Here is a 13997-nt window from a genome sequence, read left to right on the forward strand (position 1 = left end):
CATGAAGCTGGCGTTCTCCACCCTCGGTGTCCCCGGCCTGCCCCTGCCCGACGTGCTGCGGCTCGCGACCACCCACGGCTACCACGGTGTCGAGCTGCGCACCCACCCCGAGGAACCGGTCCACCCCGGCCTCGACGCGGCCCGGCGGGCCGAGGTGGCGGCCGAGTTCAAGGGTTCGGGCGTAGAACTCCTCGGCCTCGCGGGCTACACACGGGTCGCCGCGCCCGGCGACGATGAGCCCGTCCTGGCCGAGCTCCGCGCCCTCCTCGACCTGGCCCGCGACCTGGGCGCCCCGTACGTCCGTGTCTTCCCCGGCGGCGATCCCGACGCCCAGAGCCCCGACGAGGTCGACGCGACGGCCGCCCGCCGCCTGGGCACGGCCGCCGAGTACGCCAACGACCTCGGCGTGCGCATCCTCCTGGAGACCCACGACTCGCACCGCACCGCGGCCGACGCCATGCGGGTCCTCGGCCTCGTCGGCCACCGCCAGGTCGGCGCGCTCTGGGACGTCATGCACACCTGGCTCGGCGGCGAACAGCCCTCCGAGTCCTACGCGGCCCTCTCCCCGCACCTCGGCTACGTCCAGGTCAAGGACATCGCCTCGGCCGACGACACCACCCCGCTGCCCCTGGGCGAGGGCGTCCTCCCGCTGGCCGAATGCGTCGAGATCCTCTCCCGCCACGGCTGGGACGGCTGGCTGTGCTGGGAGTACGAAAAGCGCTGGTACGAACAGGCGCCCCCACTGCCCGACCTGCTCGGCCCCGGCCGCGAGCACCTGAGCAGACTGCTGAACGAGTCGGCGTGATCAGGCCCTGAGGACGCCGTCCGGAGCGCTCTCCGGGAATCCCGCGAAATTTCTCACCTCGGCGTGCAACCCTTCCCGTCCTTCGCCGGTCGTATCTGGTGTCAGGACTTCTGGAGGGGGATCCGGGGGGATCGCGGGGGACCTGACGGGAGGGGAAAAGCCGAGGGGCCCGGTCGACGGATCGGGCCCCTCGAAACCTCTCCGGGGCACCACGGACCCGAGCCGGGCGCCGGAAGAACCGGAGCCGGGCCGCGCGTCACGAGTGCCGAGCCGGGTGTCAGAAGAAGACGCCGCAGCGCAGCAGCACGTTCGCGTACGGCCGTGCCTCGCCCGTGCGGACGATCAGCCGGGCTCCCGCCGACAGCTCCTTGAGCCGCTCGTGCGGCACGAGCTCCAGCGCGGGGAAGCGGCCCTGCAGCAGCTCCGCCGCCTGCGGGTTGGCCCGCCGGACCTCGTCGGCCGCCGTCGCCCCCTCGATCACCAGCTCGTCCAGCAGCCCGTCCACCACCTCGGCGAACGCCGGCACCCCGGCACGGAACGCCAGGTCCACCACCCGCGGCCCGTCCGGGATGGGCATGCCCGCGTCGCACACCAGCACCCCGTCCCCGTGCCCGAGCGCGGCCAGCGCACCGGCGAGGTGGCGGTTCAGTATCCCGGCCTTCTTCACAGCTCAGCGACCTCCGCCGCCGTCGGGAAGGACGCCTGCGCGCCCTCCTTCGTCACCGTCACCGCCCCCACCCGCGCCGCGTAGGCGGCCGCCTCGGCCAGGGACTCACCCGCCCCGAGCCGCCAGGCCAGCGCGGCCGTGAACGCGTCCCCGGCGCCGGTCGTGTCCACGGCCTCCACCTTCACGGACGGGACCCGCTCGACCCCCTGCGGCGACGCCACCAGCGCGCCCTCGGCGCCCAGCGTCACGACCACCGACCGCGGGCCCTTCGCGAGCAGGATCCGCGCCCAGTCCTCGGGAGCGTCCCCGACCGCCGAGCCGCCCAGGATCACCTTCGCCTCGTGCTCGTTCACGATCAGCGGGTCGCAGGCCGCGAGCACCTCGGACGGCAACGGCCGCGGCGGCGAGGGGTTCAGCACGAAACGGCTGCCCGGCGCCAGGTTCCGTACGACCTCGACCACCGTCTCCAGCGGGATCTCCAGCTGCGCCGACACCACCTGGGAGCCCTGGAAGAGGCACGCGGCGGCGCTCACGTCCTGCGGGGTCAGCCGGCCGTTCGCGCCCGGCGAGACCACGATGCTGTTGTCCCCGGACGGGTCGACCGTGATCAGCGCGACCCCGGTCGGCGCGCCGCCCACCAGGACCCCCACCGTGTCGACGCCGGCCTGCCGCTGCGAGTCCAGCAGCAGCCGGCCGTGGTCGTCGTCGCCGACCCGGGCCAGCAGCGCCGTACGGGCGCCGAGCCGGGCGGCGGCGACCGCCTGGTTCGCGCCCTTGCCGCCCGGGTGGACGGCCAGGTCGGAGCCGAGCACGGTCTCGCCGGCGCCGGGCCGGCGCTCCACCGAGATCACCAGGTCGGCGTTGGCCGACCCCACGACCAGGAGGTCGTAGTCGTACATGAGTCGTCTCCCCACGTGAGTGACATGGGCGGGCGGTCCCACGCGCCGTGCGACCGCCCGCCGTTCCCCGATGTCAGCCGCTGAAGCCGGCCACGTTCTCCTTCGTGACCACCTTCACCGGCACCTTCACCGTCTCCTCGACCTTCTCGCCCCGCAGCGCCTTGAGGGCGTTGTCCACGGCGATCCGCCCGAGCTGCGACGGCTGCTGCGCCACCGACGCGTACAGCGTGCCGCCCTCGACCGCCTTCAGTCCGTCAGGCGTGCCGTCGAAGCCCACGACCGAGACCGACGTGCCGGCCTTGGAACCCAGCGCCTTGATCGCGCCGAGGGCCATCTCGTCGTTCGCGGCGATGACGCCCTGGACGTCCGGGTGGGCCTGGAGCAGGTTCGACATCACGTCGAGGCCCTTGGTGCGGTCGAAGTCGGCGGGCTGCTGGGCGACGACCCGGATGCCCGGGAAGGCCTTGAGGCCCTTGGCGAAGCCCGCGGCGCGTTCCCGGGCCGCGGACGTGCCCGCCTGGCCCTGCAGGATCACGATCTTGCCCTTGCCGCCCAGCTTGTCGGCGATGGTCTGCGCGGCCAGTTCACCGCCGGCGACGTTGTCGGAGGCGACCAGGGTGTCGGTGTGGGCGTTGTTCACCGTGCGGTCCACGGCGATGACCGGGATGTCCGCCTTGTCAGCGGCCTTCACGGAGTTGCTCGCCGCGTCCGAGTCCACCGGGTTGACGATGATCGCGCCGAGGTTCGAACTGGTGAAGTTCTGCAGCTGGTTGGCCTGCTGGGAGGCGTCGTTCTGGGCGTCCGTGACGGTCAGGTCGACGCCCAGCTTCTTCGCCTCGGCCTCGGCGCCCGCCCGGATCTGCACGAAGAAGGGGTTGTTGAGGGTGGACAGCGACAGGCCCATCTTCGGGGCGGCCGCGGAGGAGGAGCCGTTGTGCAGGAACGACGTGGCGCCGACGATGGCGACGGTGACCACGGCCGCCAGCGCGTAGGTCGTCGCCTGCCTGCCCTTGCCGCCGCCCGCGCCGCCCGCGACCGGGGTGACCCCGGCCTTGCGGCGGGCCGTGTCCAGCAGCACCGCCAGCGCGATCACGACGCCGATGACGACCTGCTGCCAGAACGCCGAGACGTTCAGCAGGTTCAGTCCGTTGCGCAGCACCGCCAGGATGAGCGCGCCGATCAGCGTGCCGGACGCCTTGCCGGTGCCGCCCGCGAGGGAGGCACCGCCGATGACGACCGCGGCGATCGCGTCCAGCTCGTACCCGTCGGCGGCCTGCGGCTGCGCGGAGGAGAGACGGGCGGCCAGCACGACACCCGCAACGGCGGCGAACACACCGGAGAAGGCGTAGATGGCGAGCTTCTGCTTCTTCACGCGCAGCCCGGAAAGACGCGCGGCCTCCTCGTTGCCGCCGATCGCGTACATGGAGCGGCCGATGTACGTCCGGCCGAGCACGAACGCGGCGATCAGGCCCATCACGACCATGACCAGCACCGGCACGGGCAGCCAGCCGCCGAGGGTGTCGCCGAGGTGGGAGACCGAGTCGGGAAAGGCGATCGGGGACCCCTCGGAGACGACCAGGGACAGACCGCGGGCCACGGACAGCATGGCGAGCGTGGCGATGAACGGCGGCAGCTTGCCGTAGGAGATCAGGACGCCGTTGACCAGGCCGCAGACGATGCCCGTCGCTATGGCGAGGAGCACGGCGAGGAAGACCGGGACGCCCGCCGACGTGGCGCTCCAGGCGAGCACCGTGGCCGACAGCGCGGCGACCGAGCCGACCGACAGGTCGATGCCCGCCGAGACGATCACGAACGTCACACCGAAGGCGAGGATGGCGGTCACGGCCGCCTGCACGCCGACGTTGAGGAGGTTGTCCGTCGTCAGGAAGTCGCCGGACAGCGCCGACATCGCGACGACGAGGACGATGAGCGCGGTGAGCGCGCCGTTGTCGAGCAGGAGACGGCGCAGGCCCCCGGAGGCGCCCCGCGCGCCCGTCGTGCTCTTGAGCGTGTCAGTGGCCACGGGAGGCCTCCGTTCCGGTCGTGGTCGTGGTCGTGGTTGTGGTCGTGTTCGGGGTCGTGGGAGTGCTGACGGCGAGTGCCATCACGGCGTCCTGGGTCGCCTCGTCGGCGGAGAGTTCACCGGCGATCCGCCCCTGGGCCATCACCAGCACCCGGTCGCTCATGCCGAGCACCTCGGGCAGGTCGCTGGAGATCATCAGGACGGCCGCGCCGGCGGCGGTGAGTTCGTTGACGAGCTGGTAGATCTCGACCTTGGCGCCGACGTCGATGCCGCGCGTCGGCTCGTCGAGGATCAGCACCTTGGTGTCGGCGAGCAGCCACTTGCCGATGACGACCTTCTGCTGGTTGCCGCCGGAGAGCGTGCGCACGTGCTGCCCGAGGCCCGCCATGCGCACCCCCAGCTGCCCGGCGATCCGCGCGGCCGCCTCGCGCTGGGCCCGGAGGTCGACGAGCCCCGCGCGCGTGGCCGACCGCAGGGTCACCAGCCCGAGGTTCTCCTCCACCGACGCGTCCAGCACCAGCCCCTGGCCCTTGCGGTCCTCGGGGATGAGCCCGATGCCCGCGGTCATCGCCGCGTTGACGTCGTGCTTGGCGACCGGGCTGCCGGAGACCTTCACACTGCCCCTGTCGTACGGGTCGGCCCCGAAGACCGCCCGGACGACCTCGGTCCGCCCGGCCCCGACCAGCCCCGCGATGCCGACGACCTCGCCGGCGTGCACCTCGAAGCCGACGTCGTGGAAGACACCGTCCCGGGTGAGCCCCTCGACGGTGAGCAACGGGGCGCCCCGGTCGGGCCGTTCGCGCGGGTACTGCTGCTCGATCGAGCGCCCGACCATGAGCCGGACCAGCTCGTCCTCGGGCGTGGAGGCCGGCACCTGGCCCACGCTCCTGCCGTCCCGGATGACCGTCACGCGGTCGCCGAGCGCGGCGATCTCCTCCAGGTGGTGCGTGATGAAGACGATCCCGACGCCGTCCTCGCGCAGCGTGCGCACGATCGCGAAGAGCTTGTCGACCTCCTCCGAGGTGAGCACGGCCGTCGGCTCGTCCATGATCAGCACCCGGGCGTCCAGGCTCAGCGCCTTGGCGATCTCGACCATCTGCAGCCGGGCGATGCCCAGTTCGCGCACCCGCGCCCGCGGCGACACGCTCACCCCGACCCGCTTGAGCAGGACCTCGGCGTCCGCCTCCATCCGCTTGCGGTCGATCATCCCGAAGCGGCGGGGCTGCCGCCCGAGGAAGATGTTCTCGGCGACCGTCAGGTCGGGAACCAGGTTGAACTCCTGGTAGATGGTGGCGATCCCGAGCCGTTCGGAGTCCTGCGCGCTCTGGATGCGGGTCTCCGCGCCGCCGACCAGGATCCGGCCGGCGTCGGGTGTGTAGGCGCCGGAGAGCATCTTGATGAGGGTGCTCTTGCCGGCGCCGTTCTCACCGAGCAGCACGTGCACCTCGCCCCGGCGCAGGTCGAAGTCGACGCCGTCCAGCGCGACCACGCCCGGGAAGGTCTTCCGCAGGCCCTCGATGCGCAGCAACTCGTCCGCGTTGCTCACGACTGGCTCCTGTTCGTTACGGGGTTCTCGCCGCAGGAGCGGCGTACGACGAGTCGGGCGGGGAGGGTCACGGACTCGCCGGGCCGTCCCTCGATGCGGTCGACCAGGGCCCGTACGGCGGCCCGGCCCAGCTCGCCCGTGGGCTGGGCGATCGCGGTGACCGGCGGATCGGTGTGCACGAACCACCGGATGTCGTCGAACGCGGCCAGCGCGAGGTCGTCCGGCACGCGCAGACCACGCGCCCGTACGGCGTCCAGCGCGCCGAGCGCCATCAGGTTGTCGGCCGCGAACACGACCTCGGGCGGCTCGGCCAGGTCCAGGAAGCCCTCGGTGACGCGGCGCCCGCTCTCGGCCTGGAAGTCGCCCTGCCCTATGTAGGCGTCGGGCAGGGGAAGCCCGTACGCGCCGAGCGCCTCCCGGAAGGCCTCCACGCGTTCCCGGCCGGTCGTGGTCGCCGCCGGGCCCGCGATGATCGCGAGCCGCCGGTGCCCGAGCCGGTACAGGTGCGCCACCAGGTCCCGCACCGCCGCCCGTCCGTCGGACCGGACGACCGGCACGTCCACGCCCGGGATCCACCGGTCGACGAAGACCATCGGCGTCCCGGCCCGGGCGGCGTCCAGCATCAGCGGCGAGCCGCCGTCGGTGGGGGAGACCAGCAGACCGTCGATGCGCCGGTCCAGCAGGTTGCGCACATGGTGGTCCTGGAGGTCGGGCCGCTCGTCGGCGTTGCCGATGATCACGCTGTAGCCGAGCGCGCGGGCCTCCTCCTCGACGGAGCGGGCCAGTTCGGTGAAGTACGGGTTGAGGACGTCGCTGATGACCAGGCCGAGGGTGTGGGTCTGGTCGGTGCGCAGGGAGCGGGCGACGGCGTTCGGGCGGTAGCCCAGGGTCTCGACGGCGGCCAGCACGCGGGTGCGTGCCGCGGCGCTGACCGACGGGTGGTCGTTCAGGACGCGCGAGACCGTGGCGACGGAGACGCCCGCCTCGGCAGCGACGTCCTTGATGCTCGCCATCGCCGCTCCACCTCCTTGTGGAACCGGAACCCGCCACGTCACGGGTTCGTGGAATCGATTACATCGACGGGTGGATGGAATCGATTACACGCGGGTAAATCAAGACCCCGGCGGCACCTCTTGACCGGATCGTGATGTCGCGGGGGTGCCCCCGGAGGTCCAGGCTGGAGGGAGGGGGAGGTCGTTTTTTCCGGGCCCGCGGGGCCGGAGCGGAGGAGTCATGACGGCGGCGACCAGGAACGACGTGCCCGTCGCACTCGAAGGCGACGGAGTGGAACTGCGGATCAAGCCGATCGGCGGCGGCCTGTCGGTCGGCTACATCACCCTGCCCCGGGGCACCGACATGGGCCCGGCCCTGAAGGGCATGCCGGACGACGCCTGCCCGTGTCCGCACTGGGGCTATCTGCTCAAGGGCCGGATCCGGATGCACACGGCGGCGGGCGAGGAGGAGTACGAGGCGGGGCAGGCCTACTACTGGCCGCCCGGGCACGTCCCGGTGGCGCTGGAGGACAGCGAGCTGGTCGAGTTCTCGCCGAGTGAGGACTTCCAGCGGGTGATCGACCACGTGGTGGCGCAGGCCGGCTGAGCCGGGAGCCGCGGGCAGGCCCGAGCCGGGCACCTGTGTCCCCGCCGGGCCGGGCGACGGGGGCCGGCCGGGCCGGGTGGCCGCGGGTCCGCCGGAAAACCGCCCCGCGCACCGATGAGTTCCGGCGGCCCGGGGAGTCTCCCTCTCGTCGACCACAGGAGGAACGCTGTGTCCCAGCTGCTGCGCGTGCAGAACTTCAACGTCTCGAGTGACGGCTACGGTGCCGGGGAGAACCAGAGCCTGGAGCGGCCCTTCGGTCATGCCGATCCCGGCGCGATGTTCGCCTGGGCCGGTGCCACGGCCAGCTGGCCCAACCGCACCGACCCCGGCGGCAGCCGCGGCCTCGACGACTACCTGACGCGCGACTTCCACAACAACATCGGCGCCGAGATCATGGGCCGCAACAAGTTCAGCCCCCACCGCGGTCCGTGGCAGGACCACGCGTGGCAGGGCTGGTGGGGTGACAAGCCCCCCTTCCACACGCCGGTGTTCGTCATGACCCACCACGAGCGCCCCTCGTTCACGCTCTCCGACACCACGTTCCACTTCGTCGGCGGCGACCCGGCCGAGGTCCTGCGGCAGGCGCGCGAGGCGGCCGGCGGCAAGGACGTCCGGCTCGGCGGCGGGGCGGCCACCATCCGGGAGTTCCTCGACGCCGACCTGGTGGACACGCTGCACGTGGCGGTCTCGCCCGGCGTGGTCATCGGCTCCGGCTCACGGCTCTGGGAGTCCCCCGAGGAGCTGTTCGACCGCTTCCACTGCGATGTGGTACCGAGCCCGAGCGGGGTGGTCCACCACCTGTTCTGGCGGAAGTGACGTCACGGCCCCGCCGGGGGGAGACGGGCCCCTCTGCTGTCCGCGACCCGTTTGACGTCGCGCAGGGACTCGGTGAGCCGCAGGGCCAGATAGCGCAGTTCCGTGCTCGTCGTGCGGCGTTCCGCGAGAAGTTCGCCGGCGTGGCCGAGGAGGGCGTCCGCCATGCCGAGGTGTACGTCCTCGACCTCGTCGGCGAGCCGCGACACGTACCCCGACCCGTCCCCCACCACATAGCAGGGCTTGCCCTCCGGGCTGGTCCACGGCAGAAGCCGCCCCGCCTCGCTCACGCCGTCGCCCCCGTCGACAGGTAGGGCCGGACCAGCCGGTTGTCCTCGCCGCGCAGCGGCCGTACCTCGGGCCTGCTGACCGCCGGTTCGTCGGCGGCGTCGCGGCAGTACGGGCACGGGGGCGGCGCCTGGGTGCGCCGCCGTCGTCCGCGGGGAGGGAGCAGACGGCCGAGGAGCGGCTCCAGGGCTCGGGCGATGAGGTCCGTCATGTGTCTGTCTGCCTTCCGACCTGGGGTGACTGCGTTCTGTGCCGAATCACTCACAGAGTGGGGCCGGTGCTGGCTACGCTGCCAGGGGGTGGAGCTTGACATCGCGCTTGTCAAGAAGGGGAGTTGCCGCATGGACGCACGCCGTACGCCTCGAACACTGCGGGAGAAGTACGGGGAGGAACTGCGACTGAGGCGGAACGCTGCGCGGCTCACCCAGGAGGAACTGGGGGAGCAGGTCGTGTGTTCCTCCACGCTGATCAGCCACTTCGAGGCCGGGAGGCGGCTGCCGAAACCCGATGACGCCCGGCGGATCGATCGGGCGCTGGGGACGGACGGGTTCTTCGCGCGGTGGCTGGAGGACCTGGAGAACAAGTACGACCCCCGCTTCGCTGCCGCCGCCGAACTCGAACAACAGGCGGTGTTGATCCAGCAGTTCGCGCTGGCGTTGGTTCCCGGACTGCTGCAGACACCTGACTATGCCCGGGCTGTGTTCGCGGCCTACCGCCCCGACACGACACACCAGGAACTTGACAGGCAAGTTGTCATTCGAACAGAGCGTGCCCGCATCCTCGACGGGCCGGCGCCTCCGGTCGTCTGGACGCTTCTCGACGAGGCGGTGCTGCGACGTGCCGTCGGTGGACCGCAGGTCATGGCAGAACAACTGCGGAAGATCGCGGACTTGGCCGACGCACGGCGAATCCGGCTGCACGTCCTTCCGCACCGCGTCGGTGCGCATCCGCTGATGGAGAGCCTGCTCACCCTGATGAGCTTCGAGGACTCCGCCCCGGTGGCCTATGTCGACGCGTTCCAAACCGGACGTCTGATGGACGATCCGGCGCTGGTGAGGGCCTGCCAGACGGCCTACGCTCTGGCCCTGAGCGACGCGTTGTCGCAGCAGGAGTCACTGGCCCTCGTCAGGTCGGCAGCAGAGGATCACACCCATGATCAGCAGTGAGCACACCGGTTGGTTCAAGTCGAGCTACAGCGGCGGCAGCCAAGCCGAGTGCCTCGAAGTCGCCCCCGGCCGCACCACCGTCCCCGTCCGCGACAGCAAGAGCACCGACGGCCCGGCCCTGCACTTCTCCGCCGGAGGCTGGAGTGCCTTCGTGACCGCCATAAAGGAAGGCTGCATCAAGGGCTGACGCCGCTGTCACAGCCCACGGGTACGGTCGGATCATGCCCAACCGGACGGGGAACTCCATCGCCGCAGAGGAGCCGAGGCGGCTCGCCGTGCTCGAAGGCGTGCTGGAGCGGATCACGTACGCCAACGAGGAGAACGGCTACACGGTGGCCCGGGTCGACACCGGCAGAGGCGGCGGCGATCTGCTCACGGTCGTCGGCGCGCTGCTCGGCGCCCAGGTCGGCGAGTCCCTGCGCATGGAGGGCCGCTGGGGCTCCCACCCGCAGTACGGCAAGCAGTTCCACGTGGAGAACTACACGACGGTCCTGCCGGCCACGGTCCAGGGCATCCGCCGCTACCTCGGCTCCGGCCTGGTCAAGGGCATCGGCCCGGTCTTCGCCGACCGCATCACCCAGCACTTCGGCGTGGACACCCTGAAGATCATCGAGGAGGAGCCGAAGCGGCTCGTCGAGGTCCCCGGGCTGGGCCCCAAGCGCACCAAGAAGATCGCCGACGCCTGGGAGGAGCAGAAGGCCATCAAGGAGGTCATGCTCTTCCTCCAGACGGTCGAGGTCTCCACGTCCATCGCCGTGCGCATCTACAAGAAGTACGGCGACGCCTCGATCTCGGTGGTGAAGAACCAGCCCTACCGGCTGGCCGCCGACGTCTGGGGCATCGGCTTCCTCACCGCCGACAAGATCGCCCAGTCCGTCGGCATCCCGCACGACAGCCCCGAGCGGGTCAAGGCGGGCCTGCAGTACGCCCTGTCGCAGGCCACCGACCAGGGCAACTGCTACCTCCCCGAGGAGCGGCTGATCGCCGACGCGGTGAAGCTGCTCCAGGTCGACACCGGCCTCGTCATCGAGTGCCTCGCGGAGCTGGCCGAGGTCCCCGAGGAGGGCGGCGACCCCGGGGTCGTCCGCGAGCAGGTCCCCGGCCCCGACGGCGGCCCGGAGCCGGTCACCGCCGTCTACCTCGTCCCCTTCCACCGCGCCGAACTCTCCCTCGCCGCCCAGCTGCTGCGTCTGCTGCGCACCGACGAGGACCGGATGCCGGGCTTCCGGACCGTCGCCTGGGACAAGGCGCTGCACTGGCTGAAGGGCCGCACGGGCACCGAGCTCGCCCCCGAGCAGGAAGCCGCCGTCAAGCTGGCGCTCAGCGAGAAGGTCGCCGTCCTCACCGGCGGCCCCGGCTGCGGCAAGTCCTTCACCGTCCGCTCGATCGTCGAGCTGGCCCGCGCCAAGAAGGCCAGGGTCGTGCTCGCCGCCCCCACCGGCCGGGCCGCCAAGCGCCTGTCCGAACTCACCGGCGCCGAGGCCTCCACGGTCCACCGGCTGCTGGAGCTCAAGCCCGGCGGCGACGCGGCCTACGACCGGGACCGCCCGCTCGACGCCGATCTGGTGGTCGTCGACGAGGCCTCCATGCTCGACCTGCTCCTCGCCAACAAGCTGGTCAAGGCCGTCCCGCCCGGGGCGCACCTGCTGTTCGTCGGAGACGTGGACCAGCTGCCCAGCGTCGGCGCGGGCGAGGTCCTGCGCGACCTCCTGGCCGACGGCAGCCCGATCCCCGCCGTCCGCCTCACCCGGGTCTTCCGCCAGGCCCAGCAGTCCGGCGTGGTGACCAACGCCCACCGCATCAACGCCGGGCAGCACCCCGTCACGGACGGCATGAAGGACTTCTTCCTCTTCGTCGAGGACGACACAGAGGCCGCCGGCCGGCTCACGGTGGACGTGGCCGCCCGGCGTATTCCGGCCAAGTTCGGGCTCGACCCGCGCCGGGACGTCCAGGTGCTCGCCCCCATGCACCGCGGCCCGGCCGGCGCGGGCACGCTGAACGGCCTGCTCCAGCAGGCCATCACCCCGGGCCGCCCCGACGTGCCCGAGAAGAGGCTCGGCGGCCGGGTCTTCCGCGTCGGCGACAAGGTCACCCAGATTCGCAACAATTACGAGAAGGGCAAGAACGGTGTCTTCAACGGCACCGTCGGCGTGGTCACCGCGCTCGACCCGGTCGACCAGCGCCTGACGGTGCTGACGGACGAGGACGAGGAGGTCCCCTACGACTTCGACGAGCTCGACGAGCTGGCGCACGCCTACGCCGTGACGATCCACCGCTCGCAGGGCAGCGAGTACCCGGCGGTCGTCATCCCGGTCACCACGGGCGCCTGGATGATGCTCCAGCGGAACCTGCTCTACACGGCCGTCACGCGGGCCAAGCGGCTGGTCGTCCTCGTCGGCTCGCGCAAGGCGATCGGCCAGGCGGTGCGCACGGTCTCGGCGGGCCGGCGGTGCACGGCACTCGACTTCCGGCTCGGCGCGCAGAAAAATGATCGATCAAACGAGTCGTGAAGGTCACAGAGCACTTCCGGAAGGGGATCACAGGGGGCAGGATGAGCAAGTTGACGGCACTCAGTGCCGTCAATAGGCCCGATGGTCGACCCCGAGTGCACTCTCCTGAGCCAAGTGGGGGATGGTAGAGACAGTCAGGGCACCTCGAAGATGAGGCACAACGTCGGTGAGGGAAGACGTGAGCGACAACTCTGTAGTACTGCGGTACGGCGACGGCGAGTACACCTACCCGGTGATCGACAGCACCGTCGGTGACAAGGGCTTCGACATCGGAAAGCTCCGCGCCCAGACCGGGCTGGTGACGCTGGACAGCGGTTACGGCAACACCGCCGCGTACAAATCCGCCATCACCTATCTGGACGGCGAAGCGGGCATCCTGCGGTATCGCGGCTACCCGATCGAGCAGCTGGCCGAGCGCTCCACCTTCCTGGAGGTCGCCTACCTGCTGATCAACGGCGAGCTGCCGACGGTCGACCAGCTCTCGGCGTTCAAGAACGACATCACGCAGCACACCCTGCTGCACGAGGACGTCAAGAACTTCTACAAGGGCTTCCCGCGCGACGCCCACCCGATGGCCATGCTGTCCTCGGTCGTCTCGGCGCTGTCCACGTTCTACCAGGACAGCCACAACCCGTTCGACGAGCGCCAGCGCAACCTCTCCACCATCCGCCTGCTCGCCAAGCTCCCGACGATCGCGGCGTACGCGTACAAGAAGTCGATCGGCCACCCGTTCGTCTACCCGCGCAACGACCTCGGCTACGTCGAGAACTTCCTGCGCATGACCTTCTCGGTCCCCGCGCAGGAGTACGAGCTCGACCCGACCGTGGTCGCCGCGCTCGACAAGCTGCTGATCCTGCACGCGGACCACGAGCAGAACTGCTCGACCTCCACGGTCCGCCTGGTCGGCTCCTCGCAGGCGAACATGTTCGCCTCCATCTCCGCCGGCATCAACGCGCTGTGGGGCCCGCTGCACGGCGGCGCCAACCAGTCCGTGCTGGAGATGCTGGAGGGCATCCGCGACTCCGGCGGTGACGTCGACTCCTTCATCCGCAAGGTGAAGAACAAGGAGGACGGCGTCCGCCTGATGGGCTTCGGCCACCGGGTCTACAAGAACTTCGACCCGCGCGCCAAGATCATCAAGGCCGCCGCGCACGACGTGCTGTCCGCCCTCGGCAAGTCCGACGAGCTGCTGGACATCGCGCTGAAGCTGGAGGAGCACGCGCTCTCCGACGACTACTTCGTCTCGCGCAGCCTCTACCCGAACGTCGACTTCTACACCGGCCTGATCTACCGGGCCATGGGCTTCCCGACCGAGATGTTCACGGTCCTGTTCGCCCTCGGCCGGCTGCCGGGCTGGATCGCCCAGTGGCACGAGATGATCAAGGAGCCGGGCTCCCGCATCGGCCGTCCGCGCCAGATCTACACGGGCGTCGTCGAGCGCGACTTCGTCCCCGTCGAGGAGCGCTGAGCCGCCGCACGCAGCAGTGCCTCGGGCCCCTGTATCCGCTTGTCGGATGCGGGGGCTCTCGCGTGCTCCCTGTGCTCAGCGCAAAAAAGAAGGCGCCCCGGAGCGCCGGTCCCCCCACGGGCCGACGACCAGGGCGCCTTCCCAGTCCCGGTTCGGATTCCCCCCACGGGATCCGGCCGGGCGTCTGTGAGGACAGCGCCTGAACCGCTGTTG

General features: G+C 71.0%; 14 protein-coding genes. 7 read left to right on the forward strand and 7 right to left on the reverse strand.

Annotated features, from left to right (window positions below; genetic code table 11):
- Position 1 precedes the first annotated feature (1 nt).
- Entirely contained in the window at positions 2-805 is an 804-nt protein-coding gene (locus CHR28_RS05870; protein ID WP_094052379.1) for a sugar phosphate isomerase/epimerase family protein, read from the forward strand.
- 277 nt (positions 806-1082) lie between these two features.
- Here the strand turns inward: CHR28_RS05870 and rbsD are convergent, their stop codons facing one another.
- From rbsD to CHR28_RS05895, 5 genes are all read right to left on the reverse strand, one after another.
- Positions 1083-1472: a D-ribose pyranase gene (rbsD, locus tag CHR28_RS05875; RefSeq protein WP_094052380.1), complete on the reverse strand. Its 390-nt coding sequence runs from the start codon at positions 1470-1472 to the stop codon at positions 1083-1085.
- Positions 1469-2371, reverse strand: a complete 903-nt coding sequence (locus CHR28_RS05880) for a ribokinase (protein ID WP_094052381.1) — start codon at positions 2369-2371, stop codon at positions 1469-1471. The genes rbsD and CHR28_RS05880 overlap by 4 nt, the downstream gene beginning before the upstream one ends.
- A 73-nt stretch (positions 2372-2444) precedes the next feature.
- Positions 2445-4394 carry an ABC transporter permease/substrate-binding protein gene (locus CHR28_RS05885; protein ID WP_094052382.1) on the reverse strand — a complete coding sequence of 650 codons (1950 nt, stop codon included), beginning with the start codon at positions 4392-4394 and terminating at the stop codon, positions 2445-2447.
- Positions 4384-5940 carry a sugar ABC transporter ATP-binding protein gene (locus tag CHR28_RS05890; protein ID WP_094052383.1) on the reverse strand — a complete coding sequence of 519 codons (1557 nt, stop codon included), beginning with the start codon at positions 5938-5940 and terminating at the stop codon, positions 4384-4386. Before CHR28_RS05890 ends, CHR28_RS05885 begins: the two co-directional genes overlap by 11 nt.
- Complete coding sequence (locus CHR28_RS05895) at positions 5937-6953, reverse strand: LacI family DNA-binding transcriptional regulator (RefSeq protein WP_094052384.1); 1017 nt, start codon at positions 6951-6953, stop codon at positions 5937-5939. The genes CHR28_RS05890 and CHR28_RS05895 overlap by 4 nt, the downstream gene beginning before the upstream one ends.
- A gap of 220 nt (positions 6954-7173) precedes the next feature.
- On the opposite strand from CHR28_RS05895, the gene CHR28_RS05900 reads away from it, so the two are divergent.
- On the forward strand, positions 7174-7539 hold the full coding sequence (locus CHR28_RS05900) for a hypothetical protein (RefSeq protein WP_094052385.1): 366 nt from the start codon (positions 7174-7176) through the stop codon (positions 7537-7539).
- Between the two features lie 168 nt (positions 7540-7707).
- Entirely contained in the window at positions 7708-8355 is a 648-nt protein-coding gene (locus tag CHR28_RS05905) for a dihydrofolate reductase family protein (RefSeq protein ID WP_094052386.1), read from the forward strand.
- 2 nt (positions 8356-8357) lie between these two features.
- On the opposite strand, the gene CHR28_RS05910 is transcribed toward CHR28_RS05905, so the two are convergent.
- Complete coding sequence (locus CHR28_RS05910; protein ID WP_094052387.1) at positions 8358-8642, reverse strand: hypothetical protein; 285 nt, start codon at positions 8640-8642, stop codon at positions 8358-8360.
- Entirely contained in the window at positions 8639-8851 is a 213-nt protein-coding gene (locus tag CHR28_RS05915; RefSeq protein ID WP_094052388.1) for a hypothetical protein, read from the reverse strand. The genes CHR28_RS05910 and CHR28_RS05915 overlap by 4 nt, the downstream gene beginning before the upstream one ends.
- Before the next feature lie 130 nt (positions 8852-8981).
- On the opposite strand from CHR28_RS05915, the gene CHR28_RS05920 reads away from it, so the two are divergent.
- From CHR28_RS05920 to CHR28_RS05935, 4 genes are all read left to right on the forward strand, one after another.
- Entirely contained in the window at positions 8982-9806 is an 825-nt protein-coding gene (locus CHR28_RS05920; RefSeq protein ID WP_094052442.1) for a helix-turn-helix domain-containing protein, read from the forward strand.
- Complete coding sequence (locus CHR28_RS05925; protein ID WP_094052389.1) at positions 9793-9993, forward strand: DUF397 domain-containing protein; 201 nt, start codon at positions 9793-9795, stop codon at positions 9991-9993. The genes CHR28_RS05920 and CHR28_RS05925 overlap by 14 nt, the downstream gene beginning before the upstream one ends.
- A 34-nt stretch (positions 9994-10027) precedes the next feature.
- Complete coding sequence (gene recD2, locus CHR28_RS05930; protein ID WP_094052390.1) at positions 10028-12316, forward strand: SF1B family DNA helicase RecD2; 2289 nt, start codon at positions 10028-10030, stop codon at positions 12314-12316.
- Between the two features lie 178 nt (positions 12317-12494).
- Complete coding sequence (locus tag CHR28_RS05935; RefSeq protein WP_094052391.1) at positions 12495-13784, forward strand: citrate synthase; 1290 nt, start codon at positions 12495-12497, stop codon at positions 13782-13784.
- Positions 13785-13997 lie beyond the last annotated feature (213 nt).

The sequence above is a fragment of the Streptomyces sp. XY006 genome (assembly GCF_002237655.1).
In the GTDB taxonomy this organism is placed as follows: Bacteria; Actinomycetota; Actinomycetes; order Streptomycetales; family Streptomycetaceae; genus Streptomyces; species Streptomyces levis.

Coding starts and splice junctions, on each gene's coding strand:
- CHR28_RS05870 (WP_094052379.1), top strand. CDS start 2: ATGAAGCTGGCGTTCTCCACCCTCGGTGTCCCCGGCCTGCCCCTGCCC.
- CHR28_RS05925 (WP_094052389.1), top strand. CDS start 9,793: ATGATCAGCAGTGAGCACACCGGTTGGTTCAAGTCGAGCTACAGCGGC.
- CHR28_RS05920 (WP_094052442.1), top strand. CDS start 8,982: ATGGACGCACGCCGTACGCCTCGAACACTGCGGGAGAAGTACGGGGAG.
- CHR28_RS05895 (WP_094052384.1), bottom strand. CDS start 6,953: ATGGCGAGCATCAAGGACGTCGCTGCCGAGGCGGGCGTCTCCGTCGCC.
- CHR28_RS05900 (WP_094052385.1), top strand. CDS start 7,174: ATGACGGCGGCGACCAGGAACGACGTGCCCGTCGCACTCGAAGGCGAC.
- CHR28_RS05880 (WP_094052381.1), bottom strand. CDS start 2,371: ATGTACGACTACGACCTCCTGGTCGTGGGGTCGGCCAACGCCGACCTG.
- recD2 (WP_094052390.1), top strand. CDS start 10,028: ATGCCCAACCGGACGGGGAACTCCATCGCCGCAGAGGAGCCGAGGCGG.
- CHR28_RS05915 (WP_094052388.1), bottom strand. CDS start 8,851: ATGACGGACCTCATCGCCCGAGCCCTGGAGCCGCTCCTCGGCCGTCTG.